We start from the raw sequence: 21,717 nt of genomic DNA, 5'->3' as shown, positions 1-21,717 counted from the left end.
GCGTGCGGTCGGTACCCGGCGCCGGATCGGGTGGTTCGGCGAGTGCCGAGACCTCCACGATCCACCGCGTCCGGCGGGTGCTGGCCATCAGACCGTTCCGTCGGCTGTGGGGCGTCACGTACCTGTGCAGTGTCGCCGACTGGCTGAACCTGCTCGCGCTCACGGCCCTGAGCACGAAGCTGCTCACCAACTACACCGCGCAGAACTTCGCGTTCGTCGGCGTGGTGCTCACGAACCTGCTGCCCGGCCTGCTGTTCGCGCCGATCGGCGGCCTGCTCGCCGACCGCTTCGACCGCCGCAAGGTGATGATCGTCTGCGACTTCCTGCGCTGCGGTTTCCTGCTGTCGATCGCGATCGTCGGCGCGCCGTGGTGGCTGTTCGTCGCAAACTTCCTCGTCGGCTGCTGCTCGATCATGTGGATCCCGTCGAAGGACGCGGCGGTGCCCAACCTGCTGCGCCGCCCGGACCAGGTCGAGACGGCCAACCAGCTCGGCCTCGTGATGACCTACGGCCTCGCCGTGATCACCGCCGCCGGCGCCAACGCCCTCATCCTCGGCGCGAACACCACGTTCCACCTGTTCCAAGGCGCCACGGCCGACCTCTACATCGCGAAGATCGTGGTGGTCATCAACGGCCTGCTGTACTTGACCAGCGGCATCCTCATCGCCACGCGGATTCCCGAACTGTCGCTGCGCGACGTCCACAAGCTGCCCGACCAGAAGGTGAAGAACGCCGACGAGGAGAAGTTCGGCCTCGGCGAGATGGTGCGCGACGGCCTGCGCTTCATCAAGAGCACGCCGCTCGTACGCGGGCTGCTGATCGGCGCGTTCGGCGCGTTCGCCGCGGGCGGGGCGGTGGTGGCCTCGGCCAAGCCGTACTCGTCGTCGCTGCTGGCCGGTGACGCCGCGTTCAACCTGCTGGTCCTCGCCGTGTTCCTCGGCCTCGCCACGGGCATGGCCCTCGCGCCCAAGCTCGCCCGGCGGCTGCCGCACGACCGGCTGTTCGGCATCTCGATCGTGGTGGCCGGCCTCTCGCTGGTGATCATCGCGCTGTCGCCGCACCTCGCGATCTCGGTGGTCGCTGTGGCGCTCACCGGCTTCTGCGCCGGCATCGCGTTCCTCACCGGCGTCACGATCATCGGCTCACGCGTGGAAGACGCGATCCGCGGCCGCGTGAACGCGATCTACCAGTCGATGCTCAAGATCGTGCTGTTCGGCTCGACCATCGTCACGCCCGCGCTGATCGGCCTCGTGCGCCCGCACCAGATCAACGTGTGGGGCAGCCCCGTCACCATCGACGGCACGCGCCCGGTGATGATCGGCGGCGGCCTGCTCGCCGTGCTGCTCGGCGTGATCGCCTACCGGCAGATGGACGACCGCCGCAGCGAAAAGATCCTCACCGACCTGCGCAACGCCTTGCGCCGCGCGCCCCGGCGCGTGAACGGGTTCCTCATCGCGCTCGAAGGCACCACCGCCATCAACACGGCCAGCCAGGCCGCGCGGCTCTCGCGCTGGCTCGGCACCGGCACCCGGCCCGTGGTGCTCGCGGCCGACCCCGCGCTCGACGAGCGGCGTTTCCGGTCCCTGCTCTCCGACGCGTCGCTCACCGGTGCGCGCGCCCAGGCGCTCGTCGCGGCGGCCGTGCGCGCCGAGCTGGTGGAACGCGAGATCCAGCCCGCGCTCGACGCCGGGTCCGTGGTGGTGATGGAGCGCTTCGTCGACTCGCCGCTGGCGCGCCTGTGCGCGGTCGCGGGCCTCGACGCCGACGAGCTCGAGGGCCTGGCCGACTGGGCCACCGGCAAGCTGCGCCCCGACCTCACGGTGCTGCTCGACGCCGAGCCGGGCCAGCACGACAAGAAGCCGCCGGCGTCGGTCAATGACCAGTGGCGCATGCAGCACCTGCTCGCCGAGATGGCCGCGGCCGACCCCGATCGCTATGTGGTCGTGGACGCCGACGGCACCGACGACGAGGTGGCCGCCCGCGTGCGCACGGCCGTGCTCGCCGTGTTTGTGGGCCGGCTTTCCGGGCTGGCGCCTTCGGAGCCGGCCGAGCAGCCGGTGCTCGACCACAGCACCCACGCGGTGGCCACGGCCGACGTCGTGGAAGGCGCCGTGGCCGAAGCCGAGCTCGCGCCCGCGCAGGAAGTGTCCGAAGTGGACGCCAAGTGACCGGGCCCATCGGCGTCTGGGCCGAGCTGGTGGGCCAGGAACCGGCGGTGGAAACGCTGTCGTCGGCCGCCGCCGCGGCCGCGAAGATCGTGGCGGGTGAGCCGGTCGCGCCGGCCGCGATGACCCACGCGTGGCTGCTCACCGGGCCGCCTGGGTCGGGCCGGTCGGTCGCGGCGCGCACGTTCGCCGCCGCGCTGCAGTGCAGCACCGGCACGGGCTGCGGCGCCTGCCCCGGCTGCCGCACGGTGATGGCCGGCACCCACGCCGACGTGCGGCTCGTGGTGCCCGAAGGCCTGTCGATCTCCGTCGCCGAGATGCGCGCGCTGGTTCAGGCCGCCGCGCGTCGCCCGACCACCGGCGAGTGGCAGGTCGTGATCATCGAAGACGCCGACCGGCTCACGGAAGGCGCGTCCAACGCGCTGCTCAAGGCAGTGGAAGAGCCGCCCGAGCGCACGGTGTTCCTGCTGTGCGCGCCGTCGGACCACCCGGACGACGTGTCCGTGACCATCCGCTCGCGCTGCCGCCTCGTCACGTTGCGCACGCCGCCGCCCGAGGCCATCGCGCAGGTGCTGATCAACCGCGACGGTGTCGATCCCGGCCACGCGCAGTGGGCCGCTTCGGTGTGCGGCGGCCACGTCGGCCGCGCGCGCCGGCTTGCCACGGACGATTCCGCGCGCCAGCGCCGCGCCACCGTGCTGCGGATCCCCACGGGCCTGCGCCGTCCCGCCGACGTGTTCACCTGCGCCGACCAGCTGATCAGCGCAGCGGAGGCCGACGCGGGCGAGGAAAGCAAGGCCCGCGACGAAAACGAACGCTCCGAGCTGCGCACCGCGATGGGCGGCGACGGCGTCGGCAAGGGCGTCGCCGGGGCCAAACGTGCGGCCGAGGCCGCCGTGAAGCAGCTCGAGAAGCGCCAGAAGTCCCGCGCCACGCGTACGCAGCGCGACACGCTCGACCTCGCGCTGGTCGACCTCGCCGGCTTCTACCGCGACGTCCTGGTCACCACCACGAACTCCGGCGCCACGCTCAACCACCCCGACCACGCCGACGACATCCGGGCCGCCGCCGGCGCCTGGACGCCGGAATCGACGCTGCGTCGACTCGAAGCCGTGCTCGAATGCCGCGAGGCGATCGAGCTGAACGTGAAGCCGCGCATCGCCGTCGAGGCGATGGTCACGACCCTGCGCCAGGGCTGAGCAGCGTTCAAGACAAGAAGACGGCCCGGTCACCACGAAGGTGACCGGGCCGCTTTCACGAACCCCCGGGGATCAGTCGCGCGGATGCGGTGACGGCTTGCGCGGAGTGTCGTCGTGCAGCTTCAGCGGCGCGGCGATGCGGCGCCGGTTCGGGAAAGCCGCGACCATCACCACACCGAGGAGCAGCATCGCCGTGCCGGCCCAGAACAGCGGCACGGTGTCGTAGGCGGTGCCGGTGTAGGCGAGATTCTTGATCGGGGCCTTCGGCGCCTGGCCGCCGGCCGCGGGCGGGGCCGTGGTGGCCGTGCCGCAGACCACGCCGCCGGCCGGCGCGTAGGCGCGCGCGACCTGCTCGCCCAGCGACAGCTGCGCCAGCGAAGACGGCAGGTTGTCCCCGGCGCCGGCGGGCAGCACGGTCTTCAGATTCTTCGTCGGCAGCAGCTGCAGGTCGAACAACCGCGCCGAAGCACCGAGCTGGTAGCCCTTGAACGGCGTGGTCGCCGCCGAGCCCTTCTGGTCCAGACCGGCGATCGACAGCCGCAGCACGCCGAGGTCCAGCACGGTGCCCGCGGTGTCGCCGACCTGCTGGATGCCCTTGGTCAGCGTGGACACGAGACCGCCGACGACCGGGATCGAGTTCAGCTGCCCGAACTGGTCGCTCAGACCCGCGAGCGGCAGCCCGATCGGGATGTCCTTGGTCGGGTGCGCCGCGTCGAGCGTGTACAGCGTCTTGCCGGCGGCCTGGATGGTGAGCACCGGGGCGGTGTAGTCGACCTTCGAGGTCTTCTCGTCGCCGGTCGAGGTGACGGTGAGCGTCGGCTGGCTGGCGACCTTGATCGACATCTCCAGCGGCGTGCCCTTGAGGATGTCGATGTCTGCGGCCTGCAGCGTGGAAGACGACTGCACCGCCTTGTTCTTCGAGCCTGGGATGTCCGCGAGCTTCACCTGCGAGCGCGACGACAGCGTGTTGGGCAGGCTCAGCAGCGAACCGGCCCCGTCGGCCGTGGTCTGGCCGCCGCCGGAGAGCAGGCCGCCGAGGCTCTGCAGGCCCTTGGCCGGGTCGAACCCGTCGGCGAGCTTCGCGCCCTGCGGCAGGTTCAGACCACCCTGGCCCAGCATCGGGATCTGCGGCAGCGACGGGATCACGTTCAGCAGCGAAAGGCTGGCCACCGACGTGCTCGCGTCGGCGATCGTGTCCACGCACGGGCCCAGCGAGTCACTCCAGCGCGCGTGGGCGGTGCCGTTGAGCAGGCCGATGTTGAGCAGCGGATTCTTCGGTGCGTTGAGCCCGCCCGAAAGCGGCTGCGGGTTGTCCGGCAGCGCGGTCTGCACCACGCTGCCCGGCGTCTGCGGCGCTTGCCCACCCACGGCCAGCCCGAACGGCGACGCCTGCGCGATCGACTTCTCGTACGCCAGGTACGCCTCGGAGTTCGCCGACGCGCTGGACAGGCCCATGCCCGCTTCCAGCGCCGACTGCTTCGGCAGCGTCTGCCCGAACCCCGGCAGGATCGTCGACGTCGGCACGGAGTTGGGCAGCAGGCGCAGCACCCCGAGCGCCGTGCCCGCGTCGCCCACCGCGTGGCCGAGCGGCTGCGGCCCGATCGGCGCGGACGCCGGGGGCTGCGTCGGGTTCACCGGCTGCGGGATCGGCGTGGTGATGTCCTGCGCGCTCGCCGGTGCGGCGATGAGCAGCAGCAACGCCGCTGTCGCGGGCAGGGCCACCGCGCGGGGCAGTCTTCGCCGCATGTGCCGAGTCCTCCAGGTAGGCCGATCGGGGAGTGAGACCGAGGTCATAGGACCCTAACGACGCGGCCCCCGCAAGGTGACGCCAACGGCCTCCGCTACACTTGTGCCCGTCGGACAGCGCGAGCCTTCCGGTGCGCCGCCTTAGCTCAGTCGGCCAGAGCGATTCACTCGTAATGAATAGGTCAGGGGTTCGATTCCCCTAGGCGGCTCCGCAGGTCAGGGCCCATCCGAGAGTCTTCGGGTGGGCCCTGATTCGTTTTCTGGGTGTCCGGGCAAGTGTCGAATTCCTCGTCGGCCCGATTCGTGAAGTTCACCCGACGAGGTGACGACTAACGACTGCGTTCGGCGAGCAGCGCCAACCCGCCGGGGCCGAGCCGGAGCACCGACGGGACCAGCTCCGTGGTGTCGTGCGGCGAGTTGAGCACCTGCTGCCGCACGTCGGCCGCCAGGCTGGAGTCCTCGCGGACCACGACCATCTGGTCCGCGCAGGGCAGGCCCACCAGCAGATCACCGCCGCCGAAGTGCGGGGACAGCTGCGAGTACAGGTCGGGCAACGCGATCGCGGACGCGGCCAGCAGCGTCTCCCGGGTCACCGAAACCAGCACGTCGTCGCCGGAGGAGCGGACGCCCAGCTTCAGGCCGCGGGTCAGGGCGCCGTACGCGACGTCGAAGAGCTTCTCGACCGGCGTGCCCAACTGCTCCTGCTGGTGCCGGGTCACGTGGTGCATGCCGACCTTGCCCTCCGGCGTCCGCCCCACCGCCGCGACCGCGACCGACAACCGCCCGGGCACGAGCGGCCGGTGCGGCAAGGCGTCGAGGAGCCCGGCGCTGGGCGAGGACGCGCTCCACAGCACGGGCAGCAGCTCCTCCTCCTGTTCCTGCTGTTGCCGCGCGGCATGCGCCTCGGCCATCACGGCGCGAGCTTCGGCGAACGCGCGCTCCCAGCCGTCGGGGCCAGGGCGGGCGAAGCTGTACTTGCAGTCGGCCTTCTTGAAGTTCTTGGCCATGAACTTCAGGTCGCCCGCGGACGGCTCCCATTCGCTGTACACGGCGGAAACCTTCGACGCCCGCACCTTGTGCTGCTCGCGCACGCTCGCCCAAGCCTGCTCCACGGCGTCGTCGGCCTTCGTGGGCGCTCTCGCCAGCACCGGCTCGGCGAGGCCCTCGACGCGGAAGATCACGAGGTTCTGGGACACATCGTCGTTCACGGGATCTCCTGGGAGGAAACGGATCTCGGCATACCGCGTGTGTAGCACGGCGGGTTCGCGCTGGGCGGCGGCGCGCCCGGTCACCCGGCGGGCTCGCTGACCTCGGCCATCCGGCCCGCCGCTTCGGACCGGAAGACCGATGCCGGTGCTCCGGTGCGCGGATTGACTCGAGGACATGAACGAAATCGGGAAGACCACGCTGTGGTTCGCCGGCATCGCGGCGGCTCTGGCCACCGTGAGCGCGTGCGCGCCGGACGGGCCGGAGCACATCAAGAACGCCCTCTACGACACCGGCGCGCAGGGCAAGTCCGACGCCGACGCGCGCCTGCCCGCCTGGATCCCCGACGACGCGACGGCCATCACGGAAGCCATCCGCACCACCGGTTCCGAACGCATCCTGCGCTACACGCCCGGCCGCTCGGAGCTGCCCGCGAACTGTGCGAAGGGATCGGCGTCGGCCACACCCGCGACGCTGTCGGCCGACTGGTGGCCGGCCGGCCAGGAACGCCGCACGGACGTGGTGTGCGACTCGGCGTGGTACGTGGTCGCCGATCAGGGCGCGATCTACGCGTACCGGCCGGAGACGATCCGGCAGCGGTGAGCCGGGCGGAGAACCCGCCGGGGGCACGAAAAGCGGACCGGGCCGCCGGGGCACGAAGCCCGGCAGCCCGGTCCGCTGTGGGTACGAAGCGGCAGTGTTCCAACCAGACTGTGCTCGAACCAGCCTGAGTTCGGAATCGCCGGCGTTCGGGAGCGCCGGTGATTCCGAAGTGGTCAGTCCTGCGGCGGGGTCAGCTCGATCACCGTGGCGGTGGCTTCGCCGCGCGGGGTGCGGTAGGTGATCTGGTCGCCGGCCTTGGCGCCGACGAGGGCGAGGCCCAGGGGGCTGTCGGAGGTCACCGAGTCGAGGTCCTCGCCGGGGAGGGTGACGACGTTGAGCACTTCCTCGTCACCGTCGGCGAAGCGCAGGGAGACGCGCGTGCCGTCGGGGAGCAGATTGCTGTTGTAGGCACCGTGTTCGAGCTTGGCGGCGACGTCGGAGATCTGGCGCTCCAGCCGTGCCGCGGCTTCCGCGCGGTCGATCACGTCGGCCTGGTCGGCCGCGTCTCCCGTGCGTTCCTGCTCGCCGGGCTGCGGTGCGAGCGCCGCCCGTTGTGCGCGCAGATCGGCTATTTCCTTCTCCAGCTGACGGCGCGCCGCCTCGCTGAGCCCCTTGTCCCCTGAGATCACCATGCCGGGCATTGTCCTTGGCGCGGACCGGGGTGGCCAATCCGGTTTTTCACCCGAGAGGGCAAGCTGGGACGTCTGCCCTAGAATTCGGGCCTGCCGTCCTGAATAACGTAACGAGGATCACCGTGACCGCCGTACCCGGCCGCAGCGCGCAGCTGTCGCCCAACCAGCTGCAGAAGCAGGAGCAGATCGTCGAGGCCGCACGAGCCGTGCTCGCCAGAGACGGGCTCGCCGGCTGCACGGTACGCGCGATCGCCGACGCGGGACCACTCACGAAGAGCGCGATCCACTACTACTTCGCCGACATCGACGTGCTCATCGACCGCGCGATGGCCGCGCACATCACCACCTTCGCCACGGATCTGCGCGCCGTCGGCGAGAAGTTCGACGATCCGCGCGAGCGCCTGTTCGAGGTGACGAAGGCGTACCTCGCGGAGTTCGCCGAGCGGCCCAACGGCGCGTTCCTCTGGTTCGAGTACTGGATCGCGGCCGGGCGCGCGCAGCACCCGCAGGCGATCGACGCGATGCTCACCTCGATCACCGAGCTGCTGGCCGAGCTCCTCGCGCCGCTCGACGTCGACGACCCGCGGGCGCGGGCCCGGGCGTTGCTGAGCTACCTGCTCGGCGCTGTGGTGCAGCAGCGGGTGCGGCCGCGGCCGTTCGAAAGCCTGCGCGGCGACGTCGAGGCGCTCTGCTTCGCGGGTTATCGCTGACGCCGCTTAGGGTGCTGGCATGCCTCTGTTCTCCTTCGAGGGCGCCAGCCCGCGGGTGCACCCCGACGCCTGGATCGCCCCCACCGCCACCTTGATCGGCGACGTGACCGTCGAGAAGGACGCGTCGATCTGGTACGGCGTGGTGATCCGCGCGGACTTCGGGCCGATCATCATCCGCGAGGGCGCGAACGTGCAGGACAACTCCGTGATCCACGCCAACAGCGAGCTCACCGACGTCGGGAAGAACGTGACGGTGGGGCACCAGTGCCTGGTGCACGACTGCACGATCGGCGAGCAGGCGCTGATCGGCAACGGGTCCACGGTGCTCGACCGGGCCGTGATCGGCGCGCGGTCGCTGGTGGCCGCCGGTTCGACGGTGACGCCGGGTACGGAGGTGCCGGCGGAGATGCTCGCGATGGGCAGCCCGGCCAAGAAGTTCGTGCCGCTCACCGATTCCGCGCGGATGTGGGTGGAGTACAACGCGGCGGTCTACCAGGACCTCGCGCGCCGGCACCGGGACGGCTCCGCGCCCGTCTGACGTGCACTAAGCTCCGGTTCGCAGCTGCGACTGGCGCCATCAGAGGTGGAGCACCACCGGGAAGCGACGACGAGCCGGCACCGCGCGCCTGGGTGCCCGGCCACAGCAGAGCCGGAGACGTGATGACACATCAGCCTGCCCTTTCCACGCTCGCCGCCGCCGACCCGCAGATCGCCGGGCTCGTCGAGGACGAGGCCAAGCGACAGCACGACAAGATCCGCCTGATCGCGTCGGAGAACTACGTTTCGCGCGCCGTGCTCGAGGCCACCGGCACCGTGCTCACCAACAAGTACTCCGAGGGCTACGCCGGCAAGCGCTACTACGAGGGCCAGCAGTTCATCGACCCGATCGAGAACCTGGCCATCGAGCGCGCGAAGGCCGTGTTCGGTGTCGAGCACGCCAACGTGCAGCCGTACTCCGGCTCCCCGGCCAACCTCGCGGCGTACCTGGCCTTCGCCCAGCCCGGCGACACCGTGCTCGGCATGGCCCTGCCCGACGGCGGCCACCTCACCCACGGCTGGTCGGTGTCCGCGACCGGCAAGTGGTTCAACCCGGTCCGCTACGGCGTGCGCAAGGAAACCGGCCGCGTCGACTTCGACCAGGTCCGGGACCTCGCGCTGGAGCACCGGCCGAAGCTGATCTTCTGCGGTGGCACGGCGATTCCGCGCACGATCGACTTCCCGCGGTTCGCGGAGATCGCGCGGGAGGTGGACGCGGTGCTGGTGGCCGACATCGCGCACATCGCGGGCCTCATCGCGGGCGGCGCGCACCCGTCGCCGGTGGGCCACGCGCCGGTGATCACCACGACCACGCACAAGACCCTGCGCGGCCCGCGCGGCGCGATGATCATGTCCGACGCGGCGCACGCGAAGGCCGTTGACAAGGCGGTGTTCCCGGGCCTGCAGGGTGGGCCGCACAACCACACGACCGCGGCCATCGCGGTGGCGTTGGGCGAGGCTTCGCAGCCTTCGTTCAGTACTTATGCGCACACGATCGTCGCCAACGCTTCGGCGCTGGCGGACGCGCTGCTCGCGCGCGGCTACGACCTGGTGTCCGGTGGCACGGACAACCACCTGCTGCTGATCGACCTCACGAACAAGAACGTGGCGGGCAAGCCGGCCGCCCAGGCGCTGGACCGGGCCGGGATCGAGCTGAACTACAACACGGTGCCGTTCGACCCGCGCAAGCCCTTCGACCCGTCGGGCATCCGGCTGGGCACGTCGGCGATCACCACGCGCGGGTTGCTGCCGGAACACCAGGTGCAGGTGGCGGAGTGGATCGACCGGACCGTCGTGGCGGCGGCTGGGCAGGACGAGGCGGCGTTGGACGTGATCGCCGGGGAGATCCGGGAGTTCTTGGTGCCGTTCCCGATTCCGGGGTATGTCGCCTGACGGGTTTCGGTCTGACGGTTTTGGCTTGACGGTTTTCGCTGGGTGAACGGTCCTCTCGCGCCGCGTGTCGGGGTGAGGGGACCGTTCGCGTTTCCGGGGCGGGGTGAGGGGCCGGTCGCGCCGGCGGGGTGGTGCGAGGGGTCCGTTCGTGCCGGCGGCGGGGCGGCGGGATCTTTCGTGCGGCTGGCTGAGGCATGAGCGGGCCGTTCGCGCAGGCAGTGGGGCGCGAGGGGACCGTTCGTGCCGGAAGTGGGGCGGGAGGGGACCGTTCGTGCCGGCGGCGGGGCGCGACGGGACCGTTCGCGTGGCCGGCTGAGGTGGGGGTGGGGGCTGTTCGCTCCGGCGGGGGTGGCGCGAGAGGTCCGTTCGTGCGGGTTGGCTGGGGGGCGAGGGGACCGTTCGTGTCGGCGGCGGGGGCGCGGCGGGACCGTTCGCGCGGCTGGCTGACGTGCGGAGACCGTTCGCGCGGCCAGCCGTTCGTGAGGGGACCGTTCGCCTGGCGAACCGACCGCTGGAGCCGCCGGTCGGGGCGAAGGGCGTTGTCCTGCTCGGCGAGCGCTTCGGTCGGCTGCGATCACCGTCACAGAAAACTTGGTTGCTTGATACAAGCTTTTCGGGAACAGTTGCGTCGTGAAAGTAGTTGATGGATACAAGCAACTGCTGGACCGGACCTGAGGGAGTACCAAGATGACCGCCACCACCACCGCGGAAGGGGGCCGGCTTTCGCACCGCCAGATCCTGACCGTGCTGTCCGGGCTGATGCTCGGCATGTTCCTGGCCGCGCTGGATCAGACGATCGTGTCGTCGGCGATGAAGACGATCGCCGACGAGCTGCACGGCCAGAGCCTGCAGGCGTGGGCCACCACGGCGTACCTGATCACTGCAACGCTCTCGACGCCGTTGTACGGCAAGCTGTCCGACCTGTTCGGCCGCAAACCGATGTACCTCACCGCGATCTCGCTGTTCCTCGCCGGCTCGCTGGCCAGCGGGTTCGCGAGCTCGATGTACGAGCTGGCCGCGTTCCGGGCGTTCCAGGGGCTGGGCGCCGGTGGGCTGATGTCGCTCGCGCTGGCGATCATCACGGACATCACCGCGCCGCGGGAGCGGAGCAAGTACCAGGGGTACTTCATGGCCGTGTTCGGCATCTCGAGCGTGGCGGGGCCGGTCGTCGGCGGGTTCTTCGCGGGGCTCGACTCCTTCGCGGGGGTCACGGGCTGGCGCTGGGTGTTCCTGGTGAACGTGCCGATCGCGCTGGCCGCGCTGGTCGTGGTGAGCAAGGTGCTGAACCTCCCGCACACCCGGGTGCGGCAGCGCGTGGACTTCCTCGGCGCCGGCGCGTTGACGCTGGGTCTGGTGCCGCTGCTGATCGTCGCGGAAGAGGGGCGTGAGTGGGGCTGGGGGTCGCCGGCGTCGCTGGCGATGTACGCGGTGGGGCTGATCGGGGTGGCGCTGTTCGTGTGGCAGGAGCGCCGGATGGGCGACGCGGCGCTGTTGCCGCTGCGGCTGTTCCGCCGGCCGGTGTTCCGGGTGGCCACGCTGGTCACGGTGATCCAGGGTGCGGGGATGTTCGGCGCGATGATGTCGTTGCCGCTGTATCTGCAGATCGTGAAGGGCGCTTCGCCCACGCAGGCCGGCCTGCAGATGCTGCCGCTCACGCTCGGGATCATGGTCGCGAGCCTCGGCAGCGGCGCGGTGATCTCGCGGACGGGCCGTTACAAGGCGTTCGCGGTGGCGGGCCTCGGGCTGATGGCGGCGGCGCTGTTCGGGCTGTCGACGATCGGCGCGGCCACCCCGCTGGGCGTGGTGATGACGATCGCGTTCGTGATCGGCCTCGGCCTCGGCGCGTCGATGCAGACGCTGCAGCTCGCGGCGACCAACGACGTGGACCCGCAGGACGTCGGCGTCGCCACCTCGTCGGCCACGTTCTTCCGCCAGATCGGCGGTACGGCCGGCACGGCGGTGTTCCTCTCGATCCTGTTCGGCACGGTCGGTGACCGCATCGCGGCGGCGGTGCGCTCGGCGATGGCCACTCCGTCGTACGTCGCGGCGCTGGCCCAGCACCCGGAGTTCGCGCAGCAGATGGCGAGCGGCGGCGTGGACGTGAACGACACCTCGTTCCTCGCCCACCTCGACCCGGTGCTGGCCCGCCCGATCCTCGACGGGTTCGCCGGCTCGATGAGCACGGTGTTCCTCGTGGGCGGGATCGTGCTGACCGTCGGGTTCGCCCTCGTGTGGTTCCTGAAGGAGAAGCCGCTTTCGGACAAGTCGGCGATGGAGCAGCGTTCGGAGCGGGAAGCGTTGGCACTGGCGCACTGAGGCCAGATGCGGTGAAAAACGCGAAAGGGCCGTTCATCCCGAGTGCGGGGTGAACGGCCCTTTCGCGTGCTTCCGGTCGCTCTCAGTGAGCGGGTCCGTCGACCTCTTCCTTGGCCAGCCGGTCCTGCTCCCGCTGGTACGACCGCGAAATCTCGGCCTCCGCCTCCGCGCGGCCCACCCACGACGAACCCTCGACGCTCTTGCCCGGCTCGAGATCCTTGTACACCTCGAAGAAGTGCTGGATCTCGAGCTTGTGGAACTCGTTGAGGTGGTGGATGTCGCGCAGGTGCTCGAGGCGCGGGTCGTTGGTCGGGATGGCCAGCACCTTGTCGTCCGGGCCCTTTTCGTCGGTCATGCGGAACATGCCGATGGCGCGGCAGCGGATCAGGCAGCCCGGGAACGTCGGCTCCTGCACCAGCACGAGCACGTCGAGCGGGTCGCCGTCCTGGCCGAGCGTGTCGTCGATGAAGCCGTAGTCCGCCGGGTACTGCGTCGCCGTGAACAGGGTCCGGTCCAGCTTGATGCGACCGGTCTTGTGGTCGACCTCGTACTTGTTGCGCTCCCCCTTGGGGATTTCGATCGTGACGTCGAACTCCACGGCCGTCCTCGCTGCTTCTCGAATCTCGGTATCCCACACGACGTGGGCGGCAACCGTAATCACCTCATTGACGTCACTAGTGTGGACTACGCGCTGCCGCCGGGTCCCATGGATGTCGGCTAGGCGGCATGTGACCTTGGCCCCTTCCGGGGCAGGTGAGAAGGAGTGGTGGGTGCCGGACAACGACCAGCCGATGTGGCCCGAGGGTGACGAGGACACGTCGTCACGCACCGGCGGACCGACGGCTCGCTTCCCCATCCCCCAGCCCGGCCAGACCGTCACGGACCAGCTGGCGGTGCCGAACGTCACACCTGCCGAGGGGGCTCCCGGGGGCGCCGGGCCTGGCTCGCGTCCGCCGGGGTCGTGGTTCAAGCCGAACGTGGCGCCGGAGCTGATCCCGGGGTTGAACACGCCGGTGGAGCCGCGGCCTGCGGGGGAACGGGGTGGGGCGGGGCAGCAGGGGCAGTCGGGGCAGTCGGGGCAGGCGGGGCAAACCGGTCAGGCTGGGAAGCCTGGGCAGCCTGGGCAGCCGGGACCGTCGGGCCAGTCGCCGCAAGCCGGTCCTCAGGGGCAGCCGGGGCAAGCCGGGCGTCAGGGCGTCCAGAGCCCTCAGGGACCTTCGGGACAGCCGGGCCAGTCCGCCCAGATGCGCCAGCCGGGCCAGCCCCGCCAGGACCTCGCCGACCGCCTCGGCCCACGACCGGGCGAACAGCCGCGGCCGCAGCAGGGGCAGGCTTCGCAAGGCGAGCAGGGTCAAGGCCAGCGGGGCCAGGCCGATCAAGGTTCGGGCAATCAGGGCCAGGGCAACCAGGGCAACCAGGGTTCGGGCAATCAAGCGCAGGGTCGGCAGGGTCAGTTGCCGTTCGGCCAGGGTGCGGGTTCGCAGGACCAGGCTCCTCAGGGCCAAGGCCAGTCATCGCAGCAAGGCCAGCGACCGGGACAGCCGCAGCAAGGCCAGGGGCGCACGCTGTTCGGACAACAGAGCCAGCAGCAGGGTCGGCTGCAGCAGCAAGGCGAGTCCGGGCCGGGTCGGCCGCAGAACCAGCCGCAGGATCAGGACAGCCAGCAGCAAGGCCCCGGTGGGCAGGCCCAGGAGCAGAGCCAGCGGCCGGGGTCGGGGCCGGGGCAGCAGGCTCAGTCGCAAGGCCGTGCCGACAGCCAGCGGTCTCAGAACCAGGAACAGTCGGGTCGGCAGGACCGGGAGTCCGGGCGTCCGGGTGGCGAAGGGCCGTGGTCGCAGCGGTCGGGTCAGGATCAGCCCGGCAGTCCTGAGGGCTCGCGTTCCTTGCCGGGACAGTCCGGCCGGGAGCAGCAGAGCCGGCCGCAATGGCTGCAGCAAGGTCAGGGACAGCAAGAGCAGCAGGGCCGCGCTGAAGGCCAGCGGTCGCAGCAGGGACCGCAGGACCAGGGACGACCAAGCCAGGGGCAGCAAGAGGGGCAGAGCCAGCAGTCCGCGGCGGAGCGGGGGCGGCAGCAGGTGCCGACCGACCAGGCGACGCAGCAGTTGCGCGTGCCGCCGGCGGTGCCGTGGGTGCCGGTTGAGCGGCCTGGGCGTGCGGGCGAAGGTGATCAAGGCCGAGGCGAGCAGAGCCGCGGCGAGCAGGGTCGCGATCAGAACCGTGGCGAGCAGAACCGGGACCTGGGCGTGGGTGCGCCGGGCCAAGGCGAGCAGGGTCGCGGCCAATTCCGCGGTGAGCAGAACCGTGAGCAGGGCGCGGGTGCGCTGGGCCATGGCGATCAGTACCGCGCCGAGCAGAATCGTGAACAGGCCCGCGGTGAGCAGAACCGTGAGCAGGGGCGTGGCGACCAAGCTCGGGGCGGGGAGCCGCGGCGGGTGGCGCCGATGTTCGAGGCCGCGTCTGTGGAGTCGGTCGAGGATGGGGCCGGCGAAAGCGAAGAGGGAAGTGAAGCCGCCGGCGGCAGCACTTCGGGCAGCGCTGCGGGCAGTACCGCCGGTAGTGAGAGCGGCACCGAGTACATCGACATCAGCAAGTGGGACGTCTTCCGCGGCGAGCAGAAGCGGGAGGAGCCCCAGCGGTCGGGAGCGGGAGCGCAGCGCGAAGAGCGTTGGGACGTGTTCCACACCGCGCAGGCCGACAACGCCGACAAGGACGAGAGCGCACCCGAAGGGCCGCGCGACGCGCCGCAGTGGGACAGCTTGCAGGGTGGTGGCTGGTCGTCGCAGATGAGTGGAGCGGATCGGAGCCCAGGCCAAGACCCCGGCCGAAACCAAGGCCCGAACCAAAACCAGGGTCTGAACCAGAACCAGGGCTCCAGCCAGAACCAGGGCCTGAACCAAAACCAGGGCCCCAACCAAAACCGGGGCCCCGCCGACCCAACGCTCGGCCCCGTCCCCTCAGCATCCACCGGTCCCGCGCGCCCCGTGCGGATCGAGCCGTCCGGGGAGCAGTTCCCGGCGGAGGCGACGGTGGGGATCGAGAGGCCGGCCGGGGGGTTCTCCGGCGGCTACGACGACGAACCCGAGCCGCGCGCCGAAGAGCAGCGGGAGACGCCGCCGGCGCCGGGAAAAACCAAGAAGGGCAAGAAGAAGCTCGTCGTCCTCGGGTTGGTTGTGGTGTTGGTGCTCGCGGCGGCCGGGGTGGCGTCGGCGATGCCGAAGGTGTCGAACCGGCTCGGGTTGCCGTGGGCGCCGAACGCGCCGAAGGGTGACAGTCCGGACCCGGCGTCGGTGTCGTTGGCGTTGCACGGGCCCGCGGCGGACGGCCAGGGTCCGAGCGCGAGTGGCGTCGCCGCGGCGCTCGCTGGGCCCGCGGGGGCGGCGGCGCTGTCGCAGCTCAGCGGGAGTGTGATCGACCCCGCGGACGGCACCGTGTTGTGGGACCACAACTCCAACACGGCCCTGACGCCGGCGTCGACCACGAAGATCCTCACGGTGTCGGCGGCGCTGCTGTCGATGGATCCGACCAAGCGCATTCCGACCAAGGTCGTGGAGGGCGCGCAGCCGGGCACGGTGATCATCGTGGGCGGGGGCGACCCGTCGCTCACGGCGCTGCCGATCGGCACGGACTCGCCGCTGTACCCGGGGGCGGCGCACGTGGACGACCTGATCGCCCAGATCAAGAAGGCCGATCCGGACGTGAAGAAGGTCCAGGTCGACGTGAGCGCCTACTCCGGCCCCCCGACGGCCCCGGGCTGGGAGCCGGGCGACGCGCCTTCGCTCTACGGCGCGCCGATCGTGCCCGCGATGACCGACGGCGGGCGCAACAACCCGTCCGTCGACGAGACACCGCGCACGGGCAACCCGGCGACCGCGCTCACGCAGCTGGTGGCCGACAAGCTCGGCGCGCAGGCCGCGGGCACGGTGAAGGCGCCGGCGGACGCGAAGGTCGTGGCGCAGGTGGAGTCGGCGCCGTTGCCGGATCTGGCGTACGCGCTGCTGCAGATCTCCGACAACGTGCTCGCCGACGCGCTCGGGCGCCAGGTCGCGATGACCGCGGGCGCCGAGGCGTCGTTCTCGGGCGCGGCCGCGTCCGTGAAAAAGGTGCTGGCCGACCACGGCTTCGACGTGACGGGCCTGCAGCTGTCGGACACGAGCGGGCTGTCCAACCAGAACAAGGTGCCCGCCCGCCTGCTCGCGCAGGTACTGGCGGCGGCCGCGGCGCCGGACGGCAAGAACCCGGACACCCCGAAGCTGCGTCCGCTGCTCGCGGGCCTGCCGGTGGCCGGCAGCCCGGCCGGCACGCTCGCCAGCCGCTACAACACGCCGAACTCGAGCGCGGGCAAGGGCTGGGTCCGCGCGAAGACCGGCACGCTCACCGGCGTGAACACCTTGGCCGGTTACGTGCTCGACAGCGACAACCGCGTGCTCGCGTTCGCGTTCATGTCCAACGGCTCGGACAAGAACCCGGGCCAGGCGGCGCTCGACGTGCTCGCGACGACCCTGCGCAAGTGCGGCTGCAACTAGGCGAATCGGTTACGGATTCAACCGGGCAAAGTGACCTGGTGCAGGTAGCGTCGGACAGGTGAGCCAGGAAACCGAGACCCGACGGCCGATGGTCGACTGGGACCTCGCGGCGTCCACCGGTGCGCGCCTGGTGCGCGGTGGCCCGCAGGTGCCGAAGGAAGAGGCCGCGCGCGCGGTCAGCGACCTGCGTGACCTCACCGCGGAGGCCGAGGGCCACGTGCGCGAGCTGACGGGCCTCGGCCGCGACCTGCCGCTGCTGCCGGGCACGGTCGTGGACCGGCCCGGCTGGGTGCGGTCCGCCGCGTCGGGCCTCGAAGCGCTCACCGGCCGCGCGCTGCCCGAAGCGCAGGGCGGCCCGCTCGGCCCGATCCTGGCGTCGGGCGCGGGCGTGCAGACGGGGCTGGTGCTGTCCTTCCTCGCTTCGCGCGTGCTCGGCCAGTACGACCCCTTCGGCGGCCCCGACCGCGAAGGACAGCTGCTGCTCGTCGCGCCCAACGTGGTGGCCGCGGAGCGCGCGATGAAGGTGCACGCGCCCGATTTCCGGCTGTGGGTGTGCCTGCACGAGTGCACGCACCGCCTGCAGTTCACGGCCGTGCGGTGGCTGCGCGACTACTTCGCCGACGAGGTCGAGCGGCTCGTCACCGGCATCGCCGGGCACTCCGCCGACGGCTTGGCCGACCTCGTGGGCCGCCTGCCCGAGGCGCTCAAGCAGCGCGGCAAGGGCGCCGGCATCGCGGAACTGCTGCAGTCGCCCGGGGAACGCGCGATCTTCGACCGCCTACTGGCCCTGTCGACGCTGCTCGAAGGCCACGCCGACTACGTGATGGATGCCGTCGGCCCGCGGGTGGTGCCCAGCGTCGAGGTGATCCGCTCGCGGTTCAGCGCCCGTCGTCAGGGCGGGGGCGTGTTCGACCGCGTGCTGCGCGCGTTGCTCGGGCTGGACGCCAAGATCCGCCAGTACGAGGAAGGCGCGAAGTTCACGAGGCACGTGGTGGACGCCGTCGGCATGGAGGGGTTCAACGCGGTCTGGCGCTCGCCGAACACCCTGCCGACCCGGGCCGAGATCGCGGATCCCGCGGCCTGGGTGCGGCGCTTGCACGGGTGAGCGCGCTCGCCGCCGTCCGCCGCGCCGTGCGGGAGTTCCTCGCCACGGTCGAGGCGCCCGCCGAGGTGTGCGTCGCCGTGTCCGGCGGCGCGGATTCCCTTGCGTTGGCCGAAGCCACGGCCTACGTCGCGCGGCACCGGAACCTGCGCACGCGGGCGTTGATCGTCGACCACGGCCTGCAGTCCGGCTCGGCGGAAGTCGCCGCGCAAGCTGCCGCGGCCGTGAAGGAGCTCGGGGTGGACACCGCCGAAATCCTCACCGTCACCGTCTCCGGCAAGGGCGGCCCCGAAGCCGCCGCGCGCACCGCGAGGTACCGCGCGCTGCGCGAAGCGCTGCCCGGCGGCGAAGGGCTCGTGCTGCTCGGCCACACCCTCGACGACCAGGCCGAAACGGTGCTGCTCGGCCTCGGCCGCGGCTCGGGCCCGCGGTCGCTGTCCGGCATGCGCGCGCACGACGCGCCGTGGGGCCGGCCGCTGCTGGGCGTCACGCGCGAGCAGACCCGTGGTGCGTGCGCCGAGCTCGGCGTCGAACCCTGGCAGGACCCGCACAACGCCGATCCGCGCTTCACCCGCGTGCGCCTTCGCGCGGAAGTGCTGCCACTGCTGGAAGACGTGCTCGCCGGCGGCGTCGCGGCCGCACTGGCCCGAACCGCCGCGCAACTGCGCGACGACACCGAGGCGTTGGACACAGTCGCGGACAGGATTCTCACCCGTGCGGGCGGGCCCGAAGGGCTGGACGTGACCGTGCTCGAAGCCGAGCCCGCGGCACTGCGCAGACGGGTTCTCCGCAGGTGGCTGCTGGGCTCCGGCGTGCGTGAGCTCACCGACGCGCACCTGCGCGCGGTCGACGCGCTCGTGGCGAGCTGGCGCGGACAGGGCGGCGTCTGGCTGCCCGGCAACTTGGAGGCGAGCCGGTGCCGTGGCAGGCTCTCGCTGTCGAGACCCGAACCCACCACGCCCATCCCACCCACCACCCGAGGGGACTGACCGTGTACGAGGGCGAGATCGCCTCCGTGCTCATCACCGAGCAGCAGATCAAGGACAAGATCGCGGAGCTGGCGGCCAAGATCGCCGCGGACTACCCCGAAAACGGCCAGGGTGACCTCCTCCTGGTGGGTGTGCTCAAGGGCGCGGTGATGTTCATGACCGACTTCGCCCGCGCCCTGCCGGTGGCGACGCAGCTGGAGTTCATGGCCGTGTCGTCCTACGGCTCGGCGACGTCGTCGTCGGGCGTGGTGCGCATCCTCAAGGACCTCGACCGCGACATCGCGGGACGCGACGTGCTGATCGTCGAGGACATCGTCGACTCCGGCCTCACGCTTTCGTGGCTGCTGAAGAACCTCGCGAGCCGCAACCCCGCGTCGCTCGAGGTCGTCTCGCTGCTGCGCAAGCCCGAGGCCGTGAAGGTCGATGTGCCGGTGAAGTACATCGGCTTCGACATCCCCAACGAGTTCGTGGTCGGGTACGGCCTCGACTACGCCGAGCGCTACCGCGACCTGCCCTACATCGGGACACTGGACCCGCACGTCTACACGTCCTGACCCGCGGCTTCGACGCGATGGTGAACCCGGCGGGGGCTTCGGACGTGTGAAGAGTGGTAACGCGCAGGCGGTGTTGCCGCGATCACACACGGCGGGGAACCTGGGGTTCGCCGATCGCGTCATAGGTGCCGACCTGGTGCGTTAACCTATGCGAAGACCTATCGCCAAGCGAGCGGGGAGCTCGCGCGGGGGAACGGAGAGAGGGCAATGGGCAACAGCAGCTTGGCCGATGCCAACGCGTTCAAGAGCGCCGCTGTCAACGGCCAGGTCGGCATCGACCCGGACGCCGCGCAGACCGCGCTCAACAAGATCCGCACGGGCAAGGACGCGGTCGAAGCCCTGCTCAACAGCGCGGGCTCGCTGGCGCAGCCGCCGAAGCTCGGCGCCAACCCCGTCGGTCAGGCGATGGCCGAGAAGTTCGTGCAGCGCGCCGACGGTGGCGGTGACTCCTACTCCGCGGCCCTGCAGAACCTGCTGAGCCAGTACGAGGCGGCCGAGCAGGGCATCCTCACGGCGATGGCGCGCTACCACGAGTTCGACCAGTCCGCGGCCGACCCGTTCCGCAAGGCCTAGGGGGATCAGGAAGTCATGGCTGGAAATCAGGACAGCGGCTACGGACAGCAGCCGCCTACGCAGAACGTGCCGGCGAGCGGCTCCGCCGTGCAGCTCGGCGACAACTCGGTCTCCCAGAACATCGTCGACTCCGCGCGCGGTCGCGCCGGCGGCTTCGAGATGGGCGGCGACCGCGCGATCGCCAACCCGCCGAACTGGAACGCGCAGGAGAGCCACCAGCTCTACCAGGGCGCCATCACCGACAACGACCCCGGCACGGCCGAGGCCACGGGCCAGCACTGGACCAAGCACGGCACCGAGCTGAAGACGGCGTCCGACGACCTGTTCAACGCCGTCGCCGAGCTCGGCAACGCGTGGGTCGGCGACGGTGCCGCGGGTGCGCAGAGCGCGCTCGTGTCGATCGCCGCTTCGGGCACGCAGGCCTCCGACGCCGCGCACACGATGGCCGACCGCCTCGCGAAGCAGGCCGCGGCCGCCGCCGAGGTCAAGAAGATGCCGGCACCGCTCGACTACGACCCCAAGCAGTCGATGGCCGCCGCGCTCGCCGGTGGTCCGGCCGCGATGGCCGCCGACCAGAAGGCGCAGGCCGACGCCGCCAACGACGTGAAGGCGCAGCAGGTCGCGTTCTTCAACGCCTACACGCAGTCGATGAAAGAGGTCGACAACACGACCCCGAGCTTCGGCCCCGACTCGCTCGGCATGAAGCCCACCCCCACGCACTTCAACGGCAACGACTTCGGCAACGTCGGCACCATCGCGGCGCCCGTCGGCGCCGGGGCCCTCGGCGCCGGCAGCTACGCCGTGGGCGGCGGCAAGGGTTACTCCGGCGGCCCCGGCCACGGCGGTTCGGGTGCGTCCGGTTCGGGTGGCCCGCTGGTCACCGGCAACTCGGGCACCTACGGCACGTCCGGCTTCGACGGCAGCATGGCCGCTTCGGCCGCCGGCACGGGTGTCGCGCCGGCCCCGGCTCCGGCCGCGCCGAGCGTGTCCGGCGCCGGTGCGGTCGCCGGCGGCGGTGGTGGCGGCGGTGCCGCTTCGGCGCTGGGCCTCAGCGCGGTCGGCGGTGGCGTCGGCTTCGCCGGCGGCAAGCTGGGTGCGGGCTCGCGCAGTGGTGCGCGCAACGACGAGGAGAAGACCTCGGCGGCTTCCGAGCGCCAGACCGCCCAGGGCAGTGCCGCGCCGGTGCAGCAGCAGGGCGTGGTCTCGGCCGGCGGCACCATCGGCGGCCAGCCGGCGGCGCCGGGCATGAACCCGATGGGCGGGGGCATGGGCGGCGGCATGGGCCAAGGCGGCCAGGGCCAAGAGGACCAGGAGCACGCCCACGCGTCCTTCCTCATCGAGCCGGACCCGGACGACGCGTTCGGCGCCAACGAGGCCACGCCTCCGCCGGTGATCGGTGCCTGGTCGGACGACGACGACAACTGACGCTCTTCCCGCGGGCGCGTGGCCTTCCCGGCCGCGCGCCCGCGT

18 protein-coding genes, 1 tRNA gene and 1 riboswitch are annotated in these 21,717 nt (G+C 71.3%); of the genes, 14 read left to right on the top strand and 5 right to left on the bottom strand.

Features of this window, described 5'->3' with window-relative positions; all coding sequences use genetic code 11:
• Nucleotides 1–2: 2 nt before the first annotated feature.
• Together VSH64_RS33645 and VSH64_RS33640 are read left to right on the top strand one after the other, a co-directional pair.
• Nucleotides 3–2,168 (top strand): bifunctional MFS transporter/dTMP kinase, encoded by a 2,166-nt coding sequence (locus VSH64_RS33645; protein WP_326566774.1) that lies wholly within the window; start codon nt 3–5, stop codon nt 2,166–2,168.
• Nucleotides 2,165–3,364 carry a DNA polymerase III subunit delta' gene (locus tag VSH64_RS33640; RefSeq protein WP_326566773.1) on the top strand — a complete coding sequence of 400 codons (1,200 nt, stop codon included), beginning with the start codon at nt 2,165–2,167 and terminating at the stop codon, nt 3,362–3,364. Before VSH64_RS33645 ends, VSH64_RS33640 begins: the two co-directional genes overlap by 4 nt.
• 72 nt (nt 3,365–3,436) lie before the next feature.
• Here the strand turns inward: VSH64_RS33640 and VSH64_RS33635 are convergent, their stop codons facing one another.
• Complete coding sequence (locus VSH64_RS33635) at nt 3,437–5,110, bottom strand: hypothetical protein (RefSeq protein ID WP_326566772.1); 1,674 nt, start codon at nt 5,108–5,110, stop codon at nt 3,437–3,439.
• Nucleotides 5,111–5,245: 135 nt separating this feature from the next.
• Between VSH64_RS33635 and VSH64_RS33630 the strand changes: the two genes are divergently transcribed.
• Nucleotides 5,246–5,319, top strand: a tRNA-Thr gene (locus tag VSH64_RS33630).
• Nucleotides 5,320–5,439: 120 nt separating this feature from the next.
• Here VSH64_RS33630 and VSH64_RS33625 read toward each other — a convergent pair.
• Nucleotides 5,440–6,318, bottom strand: coding sequence for a hypothetical protein (locus VSH64_RS33625; protein WP_326566771.1), 879 nt, complete (start codon nt 6,316–6,318; stop codon nt 5,440–5,442).
• Nucleotides 6,319–6,493: 175 nt separating this feature from the next.
• Between VSH64_RS33625 and VSH64_RS33620 the strand changes: the two genes are divergently transcribed.
• Nucleotides 6,494–6,919: a hypothetical protein gene (locus VSH64_RS33620; protein ID WP_326566770.1), complete on the top strand. Its 426-nt coding sequence runs from the start codon at nt 6,494–6,496 to the stop codon at nt 6,917–6,919.
• 173 nt (nt 6,920–7,092) lie between these two features.
• Here the strand turns inward: VSH64_RS33620 and VSH64_RS33615 are convergent, their stop codons facing one another.
• Nucleotides 7,093–7,551 (bottom strand): GreA/GreB family elongation factor, encoded by a 459-nt coding sequence (locus VSH64_RS33615; RefSeq protein WP_326566769.1) that lies wholly within the window; start codon nt 7,549–7,551, stop codon nt 7,093–7,095.
• Nucleotides 7,552–7,673: 122 nt separating this feature from the next.
• Between VSH64_RS33615 and VSH64_RS33610 the strand changes: the two genes are divergently transcribed.
• The 4 genes from VSH64_RS33610 (at nt 7,674) to VSH64_RS33595 (ending at nt 12,506) form a co-directional block, all read left to right on the top strand.
• Nucleotides 7,674–8,261 (top strand): TetR/AcrR family transcriptional regulator, encoded by a 588-nt coding sequence (locus tag VSH64_RS33610; protein ID WP_326566768.1) that lies wholly within the window; start codon nt 7,674–7,676, stop codon nt 8,259–8,261.
• A gap of 19 nt (nt 8,262–8,280) precedes the next feature.
• The gene (locus tag VSH64_RS33605; RefSeq protein WP_326566767.1) at nt 8,281–8,799 is read left to right on the top strand and encodes a gamma carbonic anhydrase family protein; all 519 of its coding nucleotides are present in this window, start codon (nt 8,281–8,283) and stop codon (nt 8,797–8,799) included.
• 16 nt (nt 8,800–8,815) lie between these two features.
• A riboswitch (ZMP/ZTP riboswitch) is annotated at nt 8,816–8,900 on the top strand.
• A 21-nt stretch (nt 8,901–8,921) separates the two neighbouring features.
• On the top strand, nt 8,922–10,190 hold the full coding sequence (locus tag VSH64_RS33600) for a serine hydroxymethyltransferase (protein ID WP_326566766.1): 1,269 nt from the start codon (nt 8,922–8,924) through the stop codon (nt 10,188–10,190).
• A gap of 687 nt (nt 10,191–10,877) precedes the next feature.
• The gene (locus VSH64_RS33595) at nt 10,878–12,506 is read left to right on the top strand and encodes an MDR family MFS transporter (protein WP_326566765.1); all 1,629 of its coding nucleotides are present in this window, start codon (nt 10,878–10,880) and stop codon (nt 12,504–12,506) included.
• An 82-nt stretch (nt 12,507–12,588) separates the two neighbouring features.
• On the opposite strand, the gene VSH64_RS33590 is transcribed toward VSH64_RS33595, so the two are convergent.
• A complete protein-coding gene (locus VSH64_RS33590) occupies nt 12,589–13,104 on the bottom strand; it encodes an inorganic diphosphatase (RefSeq protein ID WP_326566764.1) in 516 nt (171 codons plus the stop codon).
• 913 nt (nt 13,105–14,017) lie between these two features.
• Entirely contained in the window at nt 14,018–14,914 is an 897-nt protein-coding gene (locus tag VSH64_RS33585) for a hypothetical protein (RefSeq protein ID WP_326566763.1), read from the bottom strand.
• 618 nt (nt 14,915–15,532) lie between these two features.
• Here VSH64_RS33585 and dacB point away from each other — a divergent pair.
• The 6 genes from dacB (at nt 15,533) to VSH64_RS33555 (ending at nt 21,672) form a co-directional block, all read left to right on the top strand.
• A complete protein-coding gene (gene dacB, locus VSH64_RS33580) occupies nt 15,533–17,029 on the top strand; it encodes a D-alanyl-D-alanine carboxypeptidase/D-alanyl-D-alanine endopeptidase (RefSeq protein WP_326566762.1) in 1,497 nt (498 codons plus the stop codon).
• 88 nt (nt 17,030–17,117) lie between these two features.
• Nucleotides 17,118–18,134: a zinc-dependent metalloprotease gene (locus tag VSH64_RS33575; protein ID WP_326838097.1), complete on the top strand. Its 1,017-nt coding sequence runs from the start codon at nt 17,118–17,120 to the stop codon at nt 18,132–18,134.
• On the top strand, nt 18,131–19,120 hold the full coding sequence (gene tilS / locus VSH64_RS33570; RefSeq protein WP_326566761.1) for a tRNA lysidine(34) synthetase TilS: 990 nt from the start codon (nt 18,131–18,133) through the stop codon (nt 19,118–19,120). The genes VSH64_RS33575 and tilS overlap by 4 nt, the downstream gene beginning before the upstream one ends.
• A 2-nt stretch (nt 19,121–19,122) precedes the next feature.
• Nucleotides 19,123–19,674 carry a hypoxanthine phosphoribosyltransferase gene (gene hpt, locus VSH64_RS33565; RefSeq protein ID WP_326566760.1) on the top strand — a complete coding sequence of 184 codons (552 nt, stop codon included), beginning with the start codon at nt 19,123–19,125 and terminating at the stop codon, nt 19,672–19,674.
• 207 nt (nt 19,675–19,881) lie between these two features.
• Complete coding sequence (locus VSH64_RS33560; RefSeq protein ID WP_285971916.1) at nt 19,882–20,247, top strand: hypothetical protein; 366 nt, start codon at nt 19,882–19,884, stop codon at nt 20,245–20,247.
• A gap of 15 nt (nt 20,248–20,262) precedes the next feature.
• Nucleotides 20,263–21,672 (top strand): WXG100 family type VII secretion target, encoded by a 1,410-nt coding sequence (locus VSH64_RS33555; protein ID WP_326566759.1) that lies wholly within the window; start codon nt 20,263–20,265, stop codon nt 21,670–21,672.
• Nucleotides 21,673–21,717 lie beyond the last annotated feature (45 nt).

The sequence above is a fragment of the Amycolatopsis rhabdoformis genome (genome assembly GCF_035918295.1).
Lineage (GTDB): Bacteria > Actinomycetota > Actinomycetes > Mycobacteriales > Pseudonocardiaceae > Amycolatopsis > Amycolatopsis rhabdoformis.
The sequence above is the reverse complement of the archived record's forward strand: the minus strand, read 5'-3'. Positions and strand labels throughout refer to the sequence as shown.